Source organism: Chryseotalea sanaruensis (genome assembly GCF_003990915.1).
Taxonomy (GTDB): domain Bacteria; phylum Bacteroidota; class Bacteroidia; order Cytophagales; family Cyclobacteriaceae; genus Chryseotalea; species Chryseotalea sanaruensis.
The window spans coordinates 1-18,341 of record NZ_BHXQ01000006.1; the positions used below are offsets into that span (position 1 = coordinate 1).

An 18,341-nucleotide genomic window follows, 5' to 3' on the forward strand; every position below is an offset into this window, starting at 1 on the left:
GATCAATGCTGTTCGAAACAAACTGTTGCACAGAATTGTAGCTGTTGTGAATCGTGGAACACCTTACACACCAGAATTAAAAAATAGTTAGAAATAACTTTTTTTAATCATAGATATCGCTGGGCTATGAAGCGTTACTTTTATCCTTTAAAAAATATTTAATCAAAAGTAATGCTTTATAGCTTTTGTTGGCAGCAGTAGGCTTTCTCAATGTCTATTAATTATCTAGTCTATTGGTTAAATTCAAGCATATTTACTTCTTAATAATACTATCAATTTTTGATATAATTATTTTAGCAAGGGGTATTGCTTTGGAGTACTCTTGCTTTAATCTTAGACTCAACCAATGCCTATCCATAATTAAAGCCTCAAATTTTCTATCGTTTAAAAATTTGGTCTCATCTATAAAAGATAATTTTCTAGGATCGTCTTTAAAGTAGGGCTTAAGTATCGAGTATGGGTTTTTTACGTGGTAGGCTTCTGGATAGTGTTCATAAAAATGAGGTTCGTATTGCTCATTCAAAAAGGTCCTAGTAGCAGTTTCGTAGTTTACAATTTTATCACATTGCCAATAATATTTTAAGATATCTTGCTTTAAATCGGCATCAACTAGTCCGAATAGCCCTGAATCGTTTAGTCCCTCAATTCCTGTTTTAGTAAGATAAAACTTAAATGAATTAAGGCTAACGACAATATCCATTCCTGTTTGATCGGAGACTTTCTCAGTTGTTTGAATTTGCTTAATCAATGATTGAGTGCTCCTAATACCTGCTTCTGAGGACTTAAGTACTGTGTCTAATGCTATGATATCCGTTTCAAGATTTAGTTTTATGTTAATATAATGTTCTCTGAGAATATTTTCATTTTTAGCCAATTCTTGCCAGTCATTTACTTGAACTGCAAGCATTATTCCAATAACAACTAATAGAATTTCTCCAATTGCGTAAGCAAGGTAATTCCGAGTTTTAATGGATCCCTGTCTGTTAAATATTCTAGCTAATAATCCCATAAGAAGAAACGACTATATGATTTTGGTATCAATTTTTGGTCTAGTGTGCTATTCTTTAGATGACTAAATCGTCCGGGGCCTATTACAGCCAACGTTTGTGTATGCGCAGTTTAAATTTACCTTTAAAAATAAACAACAAAATTTAAATTGCGCATACACTTTGTTGGTAGCTGTAGGGCCCTTCACCGAACTTTATTTGAAGCCTTGTCTTTCGTCACCCGTTAATGATACACCTCTCTTTATAATTCAGTCGTGCGGTGGGGCATTTTTTTCATTACTACTTTGTCGACTTACACTGCGCTGAGCACACTTATTGACTGGCTTTGGATGTGGGCTGTATGAGCGGCCAGGCAATGTGTGTGCGACTAAATTGCTAGTTTGTTTTAATTCTTCGTAGATATAGTTTTTCGCGAATATTATAAAGTTTATCAATACTGTCGTCATCCAAACTATTGTCAAAGGACTTTAATATTAACGAATCATTACGCTTACATACGTCTTTAATGGATGACTTATTTTTGAAGTCAATTACATAATTATTAAATCTTGCAAGGGGGATGTCAATAAATGGTGTTGGTAAATTTTTGAATTCGTTAGGGGTCAGCTCCAAAACCCCACCACCGTAATATCTTCCGTGTAGTTCAGCAAATGCCAATGTTAATGAATTATAAAAGGAAAAGATTAGGCTTTCAATATGAAAATTATCTTTCATAGCAATTGTATATGCGCTGTCCGTAGAGAGCACTCTAGCAGCATTCTTTATTAGCTTCGGATACTCATTACATCTTTTAAAGAAAAAGGCCTCAGGTGCATTGCCAATATTTGGCACTTCATACCAAATATCTCTTAGAGCAGTCTTATACCTTTTGTCGAGTTCTCTTTGCTTCCCGATTTCTAAATAGCTCCACATTCTAGCATTTTTTCTAATTGTTGAATTTTTATCCAATGCAACTAGATAAGTAGGTTTTGAGCTGTCTATAAGCAGTTGAAATTCCCTTGCTGTCAGCACAACACTTCCATTGACAAACGCACCTTTTTGAATAATAGGTTTAACGAAAGATTGTAAAGAATACTTCTCAATTGTTTCTTTATCTACTATAAAGAAATCATTGGCTGCGGTAACAATCCCTGCTTTCGATGAGCAGTAATTGTCTATGGTATGGAGTTGACTCTTAAGTTTTTCAAGTAGTTCTATCTCATCTGTTTCAAGATGATGGTGTGTCCACTTTGACTCTTTGATTTTTATATTTTGTGCAAGCGCAAATTTTCCTTCTTCAAGGTCCACCAGTTTGTTGATGTTGCAGTAATAAACACCTTTTTGTTCAGATTTTCTTTGGCCTATTAATAGTAGAGTATCTTGACCCTTACAGTCCTTGAATAGTAACTCATTGAAAGTGAAAATCTCCACTCTATCAAATTCTCTAAGAATTAACTCACGAAGTTCTGCAGCAAACTTCACTTGGAGCAATTCTGACGGAAGCACAAAAGCGAGAATTCCGTCCGGAGATGTAAACTCAATGCAACGAACTAAGAAGGCAGTCCATATATTTTTTGGTCTGTTGTCAGCAAGATTTGCTTTTTCGTGAATTGATTTACAAAAATTGATTTGACTCTTTTTGAGTAGACTCTTTTTAATGTAAGGTGGATTGCCAATTACTAAGGAAAATTTGTCTTTACTATTACTTTGGAAATCCAAAAAGTCAGAATGGGTCGCTGTAAATGTTTTTTGTTTTACCTTGTTCGTGATTTTATTCAATTCTCGTTTACTCTGCTCAACAGCAATCACTCTTCTGATTTTTCTTGCGAGTTGTTTGTGTTTGTAAATTGCCTCAATAAAAATTCCGTCACCAGCACTTGGCTCTAAAACTGAGATGAATTTATTGTCATTCAATTTATCTGAAAGATAATTCACCAAAAAATCGGCAATAATTTTTGGTGTATAATATGAGCCTATACTTTTTTTATTGCTCATAGAATTCAATCAATTCATTGTGAAAAATGTAGTATTCTAAAGTGAATTCACCCAATTTTAACTTTATTATATTATAATCATTTGAACCAACTGCATGAGTATTTAGTTGCAGAATAAGTGCATCTATAATCTGCCGCAACCTGTTCATGTTCCACAGAACAATTATTGACCTTTCTCTTTCGTCAAACTTAAATGCTTCCTTATACATCCATTTTGCCAAATTGGAATGGGCAACGGGACGAATTGCACCATCCGCAGTTCGGTAAAAAAGCGTATCATACACAACATCACATGGGTCAACAAAACCAGTTGTCCCGTCATTATAAACCGTTGGACTATTAGTAATCCATTTGTTTAATTTTTTGTTGTTGCAGAACTTGCAGGAGTAAACCAGGTTGCTATAACCAGTAAGGGAAATCGGCCATCCATTCTTTTTTATCTCAGCTTTAGGAACAAAATGGTCTACTTCAAAATAAGTATGTCGGTGTCCATCAAAAGAGTGGCAATACCCACAGTGGTTATTAAAATCTGCCTTTAAATCAGGTTTATGCTCTCCCCAATTTTCTCCAGTCGGATTTAATGTAGGGTTAGTCCTTCTGGTAGGCGTTGTGTCTCTTAACGGAATCATTTCTTCTTGCTCTTTTTAATTAGTGATTCCAAAAAAGCTTCTGCTTCCTTTGTTGTCTTTGACAAGTCTTCCAGTTTTTTATCTGTTAGAAGTTGGAGAGGCACTTCAGTTGAACGTTTATCAAGATTATTTAGCTCCAACTGGGCATCAAGGAGTTCATGTTTTTCATCAGCCTTCAAGCCTTCACTTTCTCCTTTATCAAGAAGTTCGTTAATGAGGTTTTTTCTCTTTGAGATATATGTTTTGTATTGCTCAATTAGCTTGGTCAATTTTGAAGCAAATTTACCTGCGTTATCTTTCACTTCTGCTTTATCACAAATGATAAAGGGATTATCAACATGGGGGAGAGCTTGACTCTGCTCGTGAGTAAAAATTATCATTGGAAATCTAGGCTTAATTTCTTCAAATGTTCTTGCTACTTCATCACCATTATAAGTAAGGACTCCTTTATCAACTAATAAGTAGTCAATCATAAGTAAGTCAATATCTGATTGATAAACTTGATTTATTAAGTCGAGCAGGGGTAATCCTTTTTTTATATCGTATCCAATCACATCGAAATAAGCCCGCAAGTCTTTTTCATACTTCGCTACCTCAAGGGAATTTTCATCAATGTATCCGATTTTGTATTTCATAACTATTTTTTTCTGATTGGAAAATTGATTTTCAGTTTAAACCCAATAGGTGAATCAATAATTTCGACTGAACCATTATTATCGCTTACAACATTTTTCACTAAATACATTCCTAATCCAGTTCCTTCTTTTTTAGTAGTAATAAACGGCAAAAAGATTTCGTCTTTATCCCTTTTTAAAATACTCGATAATCCAGTTCCGTTGTCCGAATAAATTATTTGAATGTTATCTTTAACAACGGAAAAAGCAATCACAATCTTTCTATCGCGTATAACTCTTAAGTTATGAAATGCGTCAATAGAATTCGAGATTAGATTGTTGAAGATTGTATTCATATCCATCTCAAAGGCCCTATAAACATACGACTTTTTGATATTGTTTTTTACATCTAGTTCTATGTTGCTATTTTTTAAAACTGTTTTCCAATTTTTAATCAACGATAGAAAGTATTTGTCAAATTTTATGGCTTCTCTTTTTCGTTTATCCCTTTTTATAGCTGTCAAGGAATAGTCCACCCAATGCACAATTTTTTCATTTGCCAACTTAAGTCGTTCAATGGAGTTTATGCCATCTTTGAAATCAATGCTTTTCCTTTTCTCATCGGGAACAATCCTATTGAAGGTTTTTTCAAGGTCTTCTATATCTGAAAAATTATTTCTTGCTTCTTTGAGTTCGTGGGAAAAAGAAGAAACAATCAACCCTAAGCTTGCCAGTGTCCTGATTTGTGCTATCTCAGCATCCTCATCATCACGCTTTTCAAATTTCTCAAGACTTTTTTCAATTAGTTTCTTGTAAGTCGTCTTTTCCTCTTCGCCTTTTTTACCCTTTTCTTCAATCTTCTCCCTTTCTAAAAGAATTTTGTCAGCCAACTTCTCGGCTTCGTTTCTTATCTCTTCTGCTCTGGCCTTTTCTTCCTTTACTCTCGCATCAAGATAGAACGGGTTTAAGATTTTAGTTCGGTCTAACTCAAACTCCGCAATTATTGCTTTCAGTAATTTTTGCAGTGTTTCAAAAGATTCATTCTCTTGTAAACCGCCTCGGTCAGATTTATCAAGTAGATTTGGATTCTCAATACGTGATATTGAGACAAGACCGGCAATCTGATTTGGTCTTACTTTCCAATCACCAATTCTTTGGCCAGGACCAGCCGGACTTACTGCGGCTCTTTCTCCAAGTTTCAACCAATCGTTTCCAGTATCTCCGTATGGTCTTACACGAAATGAATCTCTGTAAATCTTTATTCCTCCAAATCGCTCTATAATTTCCTTTCTCTCCTTTGAATTTATTGGCAAATAGGGATAGTCCTCTTTTTGAGATACCTGATTTTTTAAAAAGTAAAAAGAGAAATTAAAACTACCTAAACGCTTTAATGTTGCCTTACTATAATTGGTTTCTTCCCACTTAAGAATCTCGTTTGCTGTTCTTGAAAGAGTAAATTCCTTTTTCTGTAAAGTTCTTAAGTCAAAAGGTTTCTTCGTATTTTTAAAAATGTATGCAAAATCCTTTTTTATTTTTTTTAAATCCAATTCACTTCTTGTGACTTCGAGTGAAATGGACAAATCTTTTGCATTGTATGCTGCAAAAACTTTGTAATCGTAATCATTAAAGTAAGCGGTTTCTACTTCGCCAAATGATTTTGGCTTTTGTAGTTCGTATAAGTTTACGGCAAAAGGAATTTCTAATTCCTTTGGTGGAATCAAAGCTTCTAAACTTTTAAAAACACTACGCAAGCTCGTGTCATTCCAACTATCTTTCAGCTTTGAAATCTTAATGATTGTTCCATTGGAGAATGATTTTGTTTTAATAAAATCATTTAGCCGTGCATGAGTCTTAAAATTTTCTTGCAAGAAAGATTTTAAATTCAGGTCTTTTTCTTCAAAGTCGGCCTGAATTTCTGAAATGGATTTATTTGCATTGTCAAATTGTTTCCAATCCATACTCCAGTAAAACCCCTTTCCTGTTTTCTTGTCTTTGGGTACAGTCCACATTTCGGCAAAGTAGCCCAAGCGGTCAAGTGCAAATCTTCCAATTCCCTTTGCACCAGTTTTTATTCTCCCATCATCTGAAATATAATTGATTTCTTTGTTGCCAGTTCCAATTTCCATCCACTGATTTTGAATGACGGATTTTGTCATTCCTTCCCCGTTATCAATGATATAAATTGAATTAAAGGAGAAGAAAAATGAGGTCAACTCAATTGTTCTTTTTTCATTTGAAGTTTTGCTCAAAGAATATTTGCCGCCTTTAAGTTTGTAACTTGCCTTGACTGTTTCGTTCTGTAATGAATAGGTCTTAAAATCTTTGGCAGAAATTGTTTCGGGAACATTATCAAACAAAATATCGTAAACGACCAAACAGTTTTTAGCATCTGCATCATAGCAGTTCTTTACTAATTCAATCGTTGCCCCTTCGGGATTAGAGAAGTTCTCTTGTCCAATCAGTTTGGCGGTTCTAGCTGATACTTTGAAGGGTATTTTACTCATTACTGCAAAAATATTCTGGCTAATTTAATCAAATCTTCGGAAGATTCCCTTCAGATAAATATGCTCCTAATTGCTTGATTTACAGCGATAAAAATTGCTGATGTATGCTCTATCGTGTCGTTTGCATTGCTCAGGCTTGGCTCTTGCCATAGCTTTGGTGTCGCGGTGGGTTTGCGCTGCTATGGCATGTGCCAAATGCGTGGGGCAAGTCGAAGTACAATCTCCTTAAAAATGCGAAGGGTCGGCTGTATTATTTTTTAACCTGTCCCACGTTTTAATTTTTTTCAAAGTCCAAGTTGTCTGCGAAGCCGTTCACTTGTCCCCGTGGGAAATCTTCATTGAAAAATTGTCGTCTGTTTTTTTGGAACACAAATTTGTCCGGGCCCTATTGCTACCAACGCTTGGCTATTTGCAGTGGCTGGCTTTTGAAACCGTATTTATCCACCGTGACTAAACGTAATAGCGAAGATAGAACTTTTTAAATACACGTCACCCAGCCATTGCAAATAGCTGCTGTTACCGCCAGTGCCCCTTTCATTGTCCACCGTTGCCTTGTGTCCACCATTTAAAATTGTCTGAGATTATTATTTCTCTTTTCTCCAAATGGTGAGTTGTCTTCATTGGAGTCGTCCTAAAGTCCAGATTGTTTTTGTAGGCAAGATGTCGTATTTCTGATGTGTCGTCATATGTCAACATGTACTTGCCTTTCAACTTCGAGGTCAAGTAGAATAATTTTTCATGGTCAATGTCAAAATGGGTATAGAGTCGCTTACCTGCAACTGTGTAAGGAGGGTCTATAAAGAAATAAGCACTTTTATTTTCTGAGTTCTCTTCTAAGATTTCAAAAGCGTCACCCTTTATAAAATCTATTTTTTCTTTCACATAGTCGATTGCTACTATTCTGTCGTGCAGAGTTTGAGGATACCAGCGAGAAGAAATTCCTTTCCCGTTTTCTCCGTTTTTTATCATCCCCGAACCTTTAGCTAAAATACCTCCATGAAAAATTCTATTCTTTAATATTGTGCAAAATGCAATATCACTAAGTTTCTTGTTTGGTTTATCTAACTCTCTCTTTACGTTTTCATGAGTTAGGTCAAACTTTAAAATCCTTTCAGCAAGCCATTTACCTTTTCCTGTCAAAATTACTTCCCAGACGGCTGCAATTTCTTCATCCAATTCAACCATCGTAATACGGTTGGCAAGCTTTTCAAAAGCTGCTGTTAAACTTACAATTCCACCACCAGCAAATGGTTCAATCAATAGATTAGTTGGTGTTCCATTTTGCTTTAACCATTGTCTTACTATAGGAACTAGCCATGTTTTTCCACCGGGATATCTAAATGGGCTACGTTGTGGTACCGAAGCAACATTTACGATTGGGTTTGCTGTCGGGTTTTCACCAATTTCAAATATGGTCAGCTGGCTTTTCATTCGACAACAATATTTTCATTGTCAGTGTCAGCTTTTCCAGCTCGCTTTGCATCCAGTTTTTTCTGAAGCAACTCGGTGAATTCTTTTATTGAGCCAGCTTCAAACTTTGCAATTTGCTCTAACGCTTTTGCAAACTTGGTGTAAACTACCCTTTGTAATTTTAATTCCAAGGTCTTACTCTTAGTCGGTACAAGGTCATAAAGGAAAAAGGCGAAATCAGATTCTGCCTTGTCAACTTCAGGTAAATCTGGAAGAGTCTTGTAGAAACTTGTTTGAAGTGCAACGACTTGCTTTTTCTTCCACTGCTTTAGAATTGAGCCCTTTGCTATAATTTGAGGAATAAGTCTTTTTCTCGAAGATGAGAGATAGTCGGGTTTCGGAAATTTGAATGCTTGAGTCCAAGTAAAGCTCGGTGAAGGTTCTTCTAAGTAAGCTGTAAATGGTCCAGTTAAATTTCCAGAAATGTAAACTGCTTGAACTTCTAATGAGCCAAAGTCAACGACCCGTCCTTTGTCGTCATAAGAAACAAGAACATAGTCGATGTTCCCCGCTGATTTACCGTGCTTGTCCTTTAAGCGGACTTCACCCACATGTGTCCATGTAGCTTTTTTGTCAAAGATGAAGCTTGCTGCATCGCTAATAATACTCCAATCCTCTCTAAATCTAATTGGGCAAATGATAACCGGCTTTTCCTTGTGATTTAAACTGCAAACACCTAAAGGAAACTCAATGCTATTCTTGGTGCAATTCGAAACAATATTATTGTATGGACAAAGCTTGTTCTCTCTGTAACGTTTTGCTCTTGCTGACTCATTATTTATTGGAAACCCAAAGACTTCTGCTAGAGGCTGGCTGGGTACTTTTTCTTCAATCATTTTTCAAATTTAGTCAAATCTCGCAGTTTTTTCGAGCCGAATTTTTGTCCGACAGCCTAGTCTTTAAGGTCTGACTGTCAAGTGTTTAGTTTCTTGTCTGCGAAACTCAATCTTTCAGATTTTGTCGTCACTGTCCGCGGACTCGGGGCATTGGCGGTAACGACTGGCTATATTCATATCTATTGAATATATTTTTATTATATAAATCCGGTCGTTGTATATATTTCCTAATATCGGAACATTTTGTTCAGGTTTGCAATTGTTTTACTCTTTTTAATGGTTGGAAATACCACTGCACTGGGTTTAATCTTATACGCAAGCCGCAGCAGGGATAGCAGCGGAAATCCTTTTTGCAGCCGAGGCTTAGCGTGGGGCAAAAAGATTGTAGCGTATAGCCCGGCACGAGGCACGAGTGGCTGCCCCCATATGCTTACCATTTAATTAGCTTGACTAAGCGAGGTTGGTGAAGGCTATGTGATAAAATCATCGTTTCTGCGGAGACGATGATTTTAAAAAATGAAGTTTATTTATGTTGTAGCTATCGATTGTAATGAGTGACGCAAACAAAACTTACAGTTTAAAATAAACTCGTTTTTCTTCTGCTGCTTCTGCGCGGTGCAGCGCCAAAGAGCATTCCAAATACTCCTCTTACCAACTCACGGCCTACTTGTTTGGCAACAGGGGAGGCCATCACTTCTTCAAAGGTTGATTTCTCTGCTTTTTTTGTCGTTGTGGTTTTTGTTTTACGCTCGGTTTCTTGTGCGTCTTCATCACTCGCTTGTTGCTGGGCCATGCGTTCATTCAACATTTCAAAAGCACTTTCAGGATCAACTGAAACTTTATACTTTTTATTCATGTCGGAGCTTTCTAACAAATGCTGATAGTCTGCTTCAGCAAGGGGCCCCATTACAGAAACTGGCGGTGCCAAATGTGTTACTACGGTTTCGGTCGGTATACCTTTTTCGTTAAGCACTGTAATAAATGCCTGGCCTGTGCCCAATTGTGTAAACTGTTGCTCCATGTCGTAGTATGCTGACTTGGGAAAAGTTTTAATTGTTTCTTTTAGCGCCTTAACATCGTTGGGTGTGAAAGCACGAATGACATGGTGTATGCGATTGCCTAATTGTGCCAGCACATTGGCCGGTACATCTTGCGTAACTTGTGTGCAAAAGAAAATACCTACACCTTTAGAACGAATAAGTCTGATGATTTGATCTATCTGATCTAAAAATGCCTTGGGTGCATCTTTGAAAAGCAAGTGTGCCTCGTCTAAAAAGAAAATAAGCTTTGGTTTATCAAGATCGCCTGCTTCGGGTAAACGTTGGTATAGCTCGGCTAAAAGTGAAAGCATGAAGGTTGAAAAAATTGCCGGCTGACTTTGTATATCTGAAACGTTTAATAAACTGATAACACCTTTGCCATCGATTTTTTCAAACAGGTCTTCTATATCAAATGATGGCTCTCCAAAAAGATGGTCTACGCCTTGTTGCTCTAATGAAACAATTTTGCGTAGAATAGTAGATGCAGTGGCTGAAGAAATCTTTCCATAATCAGCTTTGATTTCAAGTGCACCTTTGCCATCGGTAAGGTAATTCAATACTTTTTTTAAGTCACTGAAATCAACCATGGGCAACTGCTTATCATCTGCATATTTAAACAGGATATTGAGTACACCGGTTTGTGTGTCGTTAAGTTCAAGAATTTTGCTTAGCAAAGCGGGGCCAAACTCTGTAATGGTGGCGCGCATTTGCGCACCCAGTTTACCACTTAATGAATAGAGCTCGACAGGAAAGGTAGCGGGAGAAAAATTTATACCCAGTGCTTGTGCACGCTCATCGATTTTAGCATTGCGCTGACCTTCAGCGGCCATACCTGATAAATCGCCTTTCATGTCGGGCATAAACACTGGCACACCGGCATTGGAAAGTTGCTCGGCCAGCAATTGCAAGGTTCGTGTTTTGCCCGAGCCTGTTGCACCGGTTACTAAGCCATGTCTGTTCATCATGCGCATAGAAAGGTATACACTTGCTTCGGCTACAATGGCTGATTGGTAAATACCTGCTCCTAAATAGATGCTATTAGGATTTTGTGTATACGAGTTTTGTATTGAAGTGATAAATTTTTCTTTTGACATAGCTTTAAAAAACTGTTAAGCAAGTTAGAAGACGGTCAATAAAAATGAGGCGATTAGTTCAGTAGGTTTACTGTATAATCGCCTCATTGGATTAGTTGTGATGATTGATTGATTTTACTTTTTCTTTTCTTGGTAATTCTGTATGCTGTAAGAGAACCCAAAATTAAACAGCTGACTTAATTGTACTTCATCATCTTGGTCAAAGTCGTAAATAAGCACTCCGCCTAAATTTACATTGAAGAAACGATTTACTTTAGCAGTCAGTAATAAGTCAAGCCTGTGGTCAATTGTTTTTCCTTCTAGTGTTTCATAATTGGCAAATAGCATATAGCGCCATTTTAAATTAATGTTTTTGGCAACGTCTTTATTAAAGTCTGCTGTTAATTGAAAAGCAAGCCACTCAAAGCGTGTTGTTCCTGTTGAGTCTACACCGTAAGGTGCCGGAGCCACAGTTTGTGTGAAACGTGTAGGGTCTTGAACAATGGTTAACCGGGGAGCCATCGGTGAAATTCTTACTTTAAAATAATCTACAGGTTTGTATTCAAAACCGAGCGCTGCAGTAAAAAAGGCTGGTGCAAAAATATCTGATATAATATTTTCCACTTCTATTCCGGCAGCATCTTTAGTATAGTTATAACCTGGTGCAAACTGCGATAAGAAGTTAAGGGAAGAAAACATGCTCCATTTTTCACTGAGATCGCGACCATATTTAGTATCAAGATAAATACGGTCAAGTGTTTTACGCATACCCTGGCCTGCGTTGTTGACAAAACCATATTGCAGGTCTATTTCATTATCCCATTTATTTTTCCCTTTTGAGAAGTTGGCTTTATGATTGAACAATCCATTAAAGCCTATTGAGTTAACACCACCACCTTTCCAGTTTGACGAAAAAGAGGCTTGGTTAAAGTTAAGCCCAAAAGCAGTTTTCTTCTTCCAGTTGGAGAGTGTATCGGGCTTTACAATTTGTGCAGTACTATAGGTATAGGTAATAACAAGCAGTACAAGTGTGCCCAGGCTTGCTTTTGTTAGCGCTTTCATGAATAATGGTTTTAGAGCAGTTAAATAACTACAATAACCATTGAGAAGCAAGAGTTGTTAAATGTTGTTGAGTTTAATTTCATCTAAAGCCACTTCGGTGAGGGGTTTTGTGATGAATTTAATAACGTGGTTATTGTTTACAATCTTATCAATATCACGCTTGTTGTCGGAGCTGGAAAGGATAATGACTTTGCACTTATTACGAACGAGTTCATTGAATTTTTCAAACTCGTATAGGAAAACAAAACCATCAACGATAGGCATGTTAATATCAAGAAAAATCAGGCTTGGCAGATTCTCTGCTGTATTTTGATTTTCTCTCAAATAATCCAATGCTGATTTCCCCGAGCTCTTTACTTCAACCCGGTTAGAAAACTTCGTAATCTCGATTATCCGCTTGCTAATGAAATTATCGGTATCATTATCGTCCACCAACATCACTAAATCGATTGCCTTTGTATCTGTATGCATTAATATTCGCTAAGAAGTCTGAAAAATTGGTCTTGACTAGCCGCAAAATTATCCTTTTTCTCCTAATATTTAAGCCTATACCTGAAAATTGAGGCTATAAAAGAGTCGTTATTTGGTGAAATATCTAATTGTTGGACTGATTTCTATAAACTGTAAGCTTTTCGCCAATAGAAAGGGTAAAATCCTTTTTCCCGTTCCATTCCATTAAATTCTTGATGGTAATGCCATATTGACGGGCAATACTGTAAAGGGTATCACTTGCTTTTACCTCATGAACTGTTGTTTGTTGCAAAGGTATTTCACTCAAATCTGTGTTTTCAGTAAGCCGCAAACGTTGTCCTGCTTCTATTTCGCGATTGTCACCAAGTTGGTTCCAACGAATCAGGTCATGCAAACTAACGTTATAGCTACGGGCAATGGCAGTTAAATTCTCGCCAGCTTGAACGACATGTACTGTTGCCACTTTTGGCATATCCACTTTTATTGTGCTATCAGCCACGATCGGCTTTTCTACAGGTACCTCAACCATTGGCGGTAATACTTCTGCAGGTTCAGCACCCCAGTTGAAGTAGGTATCGTCTGTAATTTGTGTTTCTGTCGTTTTGGTGTCGAAATTCTTGGGCTTTCTTGATGCTAACCATACAGACTGGCCTTCCTTTAGCTTTATGTCGCTGGTTCTATTATATTTTTTAAGTTTTTTGAGGGATACACCAAACTGTTGACTGATACGCCAAAGGTCGTCTCCATTTTCAGCAAAGGTTTCAGATTGCTCTGCTTTGTTTTTCTTTTTATCCAAGAAGTAATACCTATCTGGTTCAATTTTTTCAAAACCCTGTAAATCGTTATAACTCATAAAACTAGGTAAGCTCAATCCCAAACGTTTGGCCATGGTAGTCATGTTTTCGCCTGCCAGTGACTTGGTAGCAGGCACTCCGTTAATCAGAATTTTTACAAGCGCTGATGCTTTTGCTTCACCTTGAACGGTCTTACTAACAAATTTCTCTTCCTTCTGTATTGGCAGCTTATCAGCAGGCAAGGGTACTACTATAGCATAAGTTCTATCACCCGGAATATTTCCTTTTCGTATCCATTTGTTAAAGGCTAATAACTCTTCTGCAGGTACAGCTACTTTTTTTGCAATGTCGTTAATGGACTGCTCACCATCACTTTGATATGTGCTTACTGGCTGTTGGGCTTTACCTCCTACAGCTTTTTCGAATGCAATTTTATGTGCAAGAAATTTTTTCACATACCAATATGTTTCGGAAGTGATGTTCATGTGTTTTGTACCACTCTCTACATCTTTTACAGAACGAATTACCCCACCAGCTCCCATCTGATAAGCCTGCAATGCATAAATCCAGTTGTTGAAACGATAATTATTTTTTTTGATGTACTGCGCAGCGCCCCTACTGGCAGAAGCAATATTCATGCGTTCATCAATTTGATCATCCACACGTAAGCCCATTTCCATGGCCGTAAAATCTTTGAACTGCCAAAAGCCTACTGCATTAGAAACAGAAACGGCATCAGCTATTAGTGCGCTTTCTTGTAGAACCAGGAACTTGAAATCATCGGGCACTCGCTCTTCAGCAAAAATTTTCTCGATAATTGGGAAGTATGTTTTTGCTCGCTCAACTTTGATATTGAAGTGTCGGGGCGATTGCCAAAGTGCGTCAACATCTTTTTGAATTTCCCGCCTTGCATCATCGCGAATGGTGAGCGTAATGCCGGCAACGTTCAGCTTATGCGGAACCTGTGGTACCTCGTAGGGTTGCGCTGCTGCCGACAGAGCGACAACAAAAAATAGCGCGGTCAAAATTTTCATACTTACTCTTTTACTTTCTGCATTAGCATCAGTCCATCACGCAGTGGTAGCAAAACGTTTTCAACACGTTGGTCATGTTGTATCATTTCATTAAATGATAATATAGCTCGTGTGTCTTTATCAATTTTATCTTCTACCACTTTTCCACTCCACAAAACATTATCAACCAATAAAAAGCCTCCTAAAGTTACACGATTGATCAGTAAATCGAAGTACTTACCATTGTTTTCTTTGTCTGCATCGATAAACACCAGATCGAATGACTCTTTTAAGTTTGGAATGATATCCGCAGCCTTTCCAATGCGATAGTCAATGGATGTGCCGTAGCCTGATTCATTAAAATACCCCCTTACAGTATCTTCTAATTCTTCATTGGCGTCAATGGTAATCAGCTTGCCACCTTTAACAAGTCCTTCAGCAAGACATAGCGCTGAATAGCCGGTGTAAGTACCTAATTCAAGGATGGTTTGCGGTTTTATCATACGACTCACCATTGCCAGAAAACGGCCTTGTAACTGACCAGAGAGCATACGTGGCATTAACACCTTGGCATGTGTATCGCGATTTACTTTTTGTAACAATGCACTTTCAGTAGATGTATACCTTTCTGCATAGTGTTGAACAAGCGGGTGGGTAATGTCCAAGGGCATTGTATAATTATGATTTAATGATAAGTTGACTTAAATCTTTTTCGCGGAACATTTCGTTGGCAATGCGTTGCATTTTAGCGGGTGTAATGGCATTAATCTTCTCAAAAACTTCTTCAATAGACGGCACCCTGTTATAGTCTAAAATACTTCTTCCCATCATCATCATCAAGCTCAGGTTGTTTTCTTCCGACATGGCCATTTGCCCCTTAATTTGCTCTTTTGCTTCATTAAGTTGTTTTGGGCTCAACTTGGTTTCGCGAAAACGTTGAAGTTCTTTTTTAACAAGATTAATGCAACGGTCTAACTGCTTAGGTTCTGTACCAAAAAAAATAGCAAACAAACCTGTGTCAGAATAAGGAATGTAATGGGCATCTATGGAATACACATAGCCATACCTTTCGCGTAGGGAAAGATTGAGTCTTGAGTTCATGCCTGGGCCACCAAGCATATTAACAAGTAAGTAGAAAGCTACACGATCGTTGTGGTGTATAGGATAGGCACGACTACCTATTGCACACTTAGCCTGCTTAACAGTTCGTGTCAGTATTTTTTCATTCGATTTATAGATGTTGATCTTTTTTCGTTTAGCCAGCGCTTTTCCCAACGAACGTTTTTCAAGATAACGTTTGGCCATCTTCTCTACTTCAGCTAAAGTGATGTTACCAATACAGCTAAATACTATTTTATCATTGCTCAGGTTTTCATCAAAGAACTGTTTAAAATCTTTGCGTGTAAAACGACTTACCGTTTCTTTTCTACCAAGAATATTCATACCCATCGGATGTTTTGGGTAGACTATGTTTTCAAACTCATCTTGTAAGGAGTCATCGGGGCTATCAAGATACATTGACATCTCTTCCAGGATAACACCTCGTTCTTTCTCCAATTCTTTTTCGGGTAGGGTAGAGTTGAAAGTGATGTCGGAAAGCAGGTCTACTGCTCTTTCAAAATATTCATCGCGTACCGAAGCGAAAAATACAATCTTCTCTTTGTCGGTATAAGCGTTTAACTCACCACCTACCGAATCTAAACTGGTAATAATATCAAGTGTGGATCGCTTCTTTGTACCTTTAAATGCCATGTGTTCCCAGAAGTGTGCTATACCCTGGTTTTCGGTATTTTCATCCCGGCTACCTATGCCAAGAAATAATCCGCAGTGAACAATTTTAGTATGTGCAATGTGCTGATGAACAACACGAATGCCATTGCTGAGTTTGAAAATAGTACAGTCCTTCATAAATGCCCTGCAATTTAATCAATTATGCCAGTGTATTTGTCGCGAAGTCGAACGCAAATGCCCGAATTCGGTCGTGATATTGACAATGATAGTGCTGATTTTGTTCTTAGTGGAGGAATTATTTTGGTATACTCATTGCTAATTGATTATTGCTATGGAAACTCAACAAGTTAAAACCTGTTTTACGATCACGTTTACTAACGACCAGTTTGAACGCGCCAAGGCATATGTAGAGGATATGCGCAAGCACCCCAACCGAGTGTATTGGAGAGGCAAGGATGGTAAGTCAGATAGTGAATTGATTATTGAGCAAATTGCGCATCGTATTTTGTCCGGCTTCTACAACGATAGTCCGTTCCAGGCTGGCAAACATATTAAACGCATGGAAAGTGGGGTAACTGCTTAAACAAGGTCAAGCACTTTTTTGATCAGTTCATCAACGGTTTTGGTATGTTTTTTCGAAAACTTATTCTTAACGCGATTGGCGATAATGGCATTAAGACTGATTACTTCATGACCAAGCATACGCCCCAGTGCATAATAAGCAGCGGTTTCCATTTCTAAATTGGTAAGCCAGAAATCGCTATTTTTAGTATGAAAATAAGTCAGGTCTTCTAACAGCTTAGGATAACGTGCAGGTATGCGCATTTCTCTTCCCTGTGGTGCATAAAAGCCAGGTGCAGTTACTGTATTACCAATGATCATTTCCTTCTTAAATAGATCACGCAGGCTTTCAGATCCTTTTACCACATAAGGTGAAAAGTTGAGGCCGATTTGCTTCTTCAACGCCCTGCCTATGCTTTTTTCGAATTTATCCATGGGCAGGTCATAGAAATTCATCAGGTTATCAAAACCTATAGCATACTCGCTGATCAAATGCGAGTCTAACGGAATATCTTCCTGAATAGCACCGGAGGTACCAACACGTATGATGCGTAATTTCTTTCTGCGTGCCTTAGGTTCTCGCGTTTTCAAATCGATGTTAACCAAAGCATCTAACTCAGTTAAAAATATCTCGATATTATCTGTGCCTATGCCCGTGCTGATAACTGTTATTCTTTTGCCGCTATACTTACCGGTATGTGTAATGAACTCACGTTTGTTCATTTCAAAATCGATGTCATCAAAATACTGACTTACCTGAAAAACGCGGTTGGGGTCGCCAACAGCGATTATGGTATCACTGATGTTTTTAGGAAGAAGATTGAGGTGATACACACTTCCATCTTCATTTAAAATCAGATCGGTTTCAGAAATTTTACCCATACTGCTTTAGTTAAGGGGCTTATAACTAACTACTAACTATTCACTTTTTGAGCAGGGTTTCCAAAAACAGTTTCACCTGATTTCACCTGACCAATCACTACCGATCCTGCACCTACTCGCGCTCTTTTACCAAGTGTTATATCAGCAACCACTGTTACTCCGGCTCCTACAAATACTTCTTCTTCTATTTTTACACCGCTACCAATTATCGACCCAGCACCAAGGTTAACGTAATCACCAATCTCAGCACCAACACCTATTACCACATTGGCATGAATAATACAATGACTCCCCATTTTTACTCCGGCACCAATTCTCGCACCTTGATCAATCATATTACCATGGCCCAGTTCTACGTGACTACCCATTGACCCTTGGTTGTGTATGGCATTAACGGGTTGTACGTGTCGAACATCGTTCAACATCTCGGTCAGGTTCTTCTTTAATTTGATATCGTCAACAGCAATAAAGGCTTCGCATTTTTTACCAATCAGTTTTAAAAAACCATCATCATCAGTGCTGCCTAAGCACACTACATTGTCGATTTCCTTTTGATGAAGTTTCTTATCGTCATCCAGAAAACCAAAAACCACATTGCCATTGTTTTCGAAAATTTCTTTTGCTGCACGGCCCAATGCATTGGCACCGAAAATGAGTACAGGATTGTCCATATCTAAAAAT

Annotated in this window: 16 protein-coding genes; 1 reads left to right on the forward strand and 15 read right to left on the reverse strand. The window is 37.8% G+C overall.

Features of this window, described 5'->3' with window-relative positions; translation table 11 throughout:
- Positions 1-253 precede the first annotated feature (253 nt).
- The 13 genes from SanaruYs_RS15675 to SanaruYs_RS15735 form a co-directional block, all read right to left on the reverse strand.
- Complete coding sequence (locus SanaruYs_RS15675; protein WP_127123544.1) at positions 254-1,009, reverse strand: DUF6090 family protein; 756 nt, start codon at positions 1,007-1,009, stop codon at positions 254-256.
- Positions 1,010-1,382: 373 nt separating this feature from the next.
- Complete coding sequence (locus SanaruYs_RS15680; protein ID WP_127123545.1) at positions 1,383-2,981, reverse strand: Eco57I restriction-modification methylase domain-containing protein; 1,599 nt, start codon at positions 2,979-2,981, stop codon at positions 1,383-1,385.
- Positions 2,971-3,609, reverse strand: a complete 639-nt coding sequence (locus SanaruYs_RS15685) for an HNH endonuclease (RefSeq protein ID WP_127123546.1) — start codon at positions 3,607-3,609, stop codon at positions 2,971-2,973. The genes SanaruYs_RS15680 and SanaruYs_RS15685 overlap by 11 nt, the downstream gene beginning before the upstream one ends.
- Positions 3,606-4,244, reverse strand: a complete 639-nt coding sequence (locus SanaruYs_RS15690) for a hypothetical protein (protein ID WP_127123547.1) — start codon at positions 4,242-4,244, stop codon at positions 3,606-3,608. Before SanaruYs_RS15690 ends, SanaruYs_RS15685 begins: the two co-directional genes overlap by 4 nt.
- Before the next feature lie 2 nt (positions 4,245-4,246).
- Positions 4,247-6,727 carry an ATP-binding protein gene (locus SanaruYs_RS15695; protein ID WP_127123548.1) on the reverse strand — a complete coding sequence of 827 codons (2,481 nt, stop codon included), beginning with the start codon at positions 6,725-6,727 and terminating at the stop codon, positions 4,247-4,249.
- A 534-nt stretch (positions 6,728-7,261) separates the two neighbouring features.
- Complete coding sequence (locus tag SanaruYs_RS15700; protein WP_170177239.1) at positions 7,262-8,158, reverse strand: DNA adenine methylase; 897 nt, start codon at positions 8,156-8,158, stop codon at positions 7,262-7,264.
- Positions 8,155-9,033 carry a NotI family restriction endonuclease gene (locus SanaruYs_RS15705; RefSeq protein WP_127123549.1) on the reverse strand — a complete coding sequence of 293 codons (879 nt, stop codon included), beginning with the start codon at positions 9,031-9,033 and terminating at the stop codon, positions 8,155-8,157. The genes SanaruYs_RS15700 and SanaruYs_RS15705 overlap by 4 nt, the downstream gene beginning before the upstream one ends.
- Before the next feature lie 577 nt (positions 9,034-9,610).
- Positions 9,611-11,167, reverse strand: a complete 1,557-nt coding sequence (locus tag SanaruYs_RS15710) for a helicase HerA-like domain-containing protein (protein WP_127123550.1) — start codon at positions 11,165-11,167, stop codon at positions 9,611-9,613.
- 114 nt (positions 11,168-11,281) lie between these two features.
- Positions 11,282-12,208, reverse strand: coding sequence for a DUF3078 domain-containing protein (locus SanaruYs_RS15715; protein ID WP_127123551.1), 927 nt, complete (start codon positions 12,206-12,208; stop codon positions 11,282-11,284).
- Between the two features lie 57 nt (positions 12,209-12,265).
- A complete protein-coding gene (locus SanaruYs_RS15720; protein WP_246011924.1) occupies positions 12,266-12,679 on the reverse strand; it encodes a response regulator in 414 nt (137 codons plus the stop codon).
- 124 nt (positions 12,680-12,803) lie between these two features.
- Positions 12,804-14,507 carry a LysM peptidoglycan-binding domain-containing protein gene (locus tag SanaruYs_RS15725; RefSeq protein WP_127123552.1) on the reverse strand — a complete coding sequence of 568 codons (1,704 nt, stop codon included), beginning with the start codon at positions 14,505-14,507 and terminating at the stop codon, positions 12,804-12,806.
- A gap of 2 nt (positions 14,508-14,509) precedes the next feature.
- Entirely contained in the window at positions 14,510-15,157 is a 648-nt protein-coding gene (locus tag SanaruYs_RS15730) for an O-methyltransferase (RefSeq protein ID WP_127123553.1), read from the reverse strand.
- Between the two features lie 7 nt (positions 15,158-15,164).
- Positions 15,165-16,394 carry a M16 family metallopeptidase gene (locus SanaruYs_RS15735; RefSeq protein ID WP_127123554.1) on the reverse strand — a complete coding sequence of 410 codons (1,230 nt, stop codon included), beginning with the start codon at positions 16,392-16,394 and terminating at the stop codon, positions 15,165-15,167.
- Positions 16,395-16,548: 154 nt separating this feature from the next.
- On the opposite strand from SanaruYs_RS15735, the gene SanaruYs_RS15740 reads away from it, so the two are divergent.
- Positions 16,549-16,800 carry a hypothetical protein gene (locus tag SanaruYs_RS15740; RefSeq protein WP_127123555.1) on the forward strand — a complete coding sequence of 84 codons (252 nt, stop codon included), beginning with the start codon at positions 16,549-16,551 and terminating at the stop codon, positions 16,798-16,800.
- Here the strand turns inward: SanaruYs_RS15740 and SanaruYs_RS15745 are convergent.
- Together SanaruYs_RS15745 and SanaruYs_RS15750 are read right to left on the reverse strand one after the other, a co-directional pair.
- Positions 16,797-17,660, reverse strand: a complete 864-nt coding sequence (locus SanaruYs_RS15745) for a nucleoside phosphorylase (protein WP_127123556.1) — start codon at positions 17,658-17,660, stop codon at positions 16,797-16,799. The two genes, SanaruYs_RS15740 and SanaruYs_RS15745, sit on opposite strands and share 4 nt — an antisense overlap.
- A gap of 32 nt (positions 17,661-17,692) precedes the next feature.
- The gene (locus SanaruYs_RS15750) at positions 17,693-18,331 is read right to left on the reverse strand and encodes a DapH/DapD/GlmU-related protein (protein ID WP_127123557.1); all 639 of its coding nucleotides are present in this window, start codon (positions 18,329-18,331) and stop codon (positions 17,693-17,695) included.
- Between the last annotated feature and the right edge of the window lie 10 nt (positions 18,332-18,341).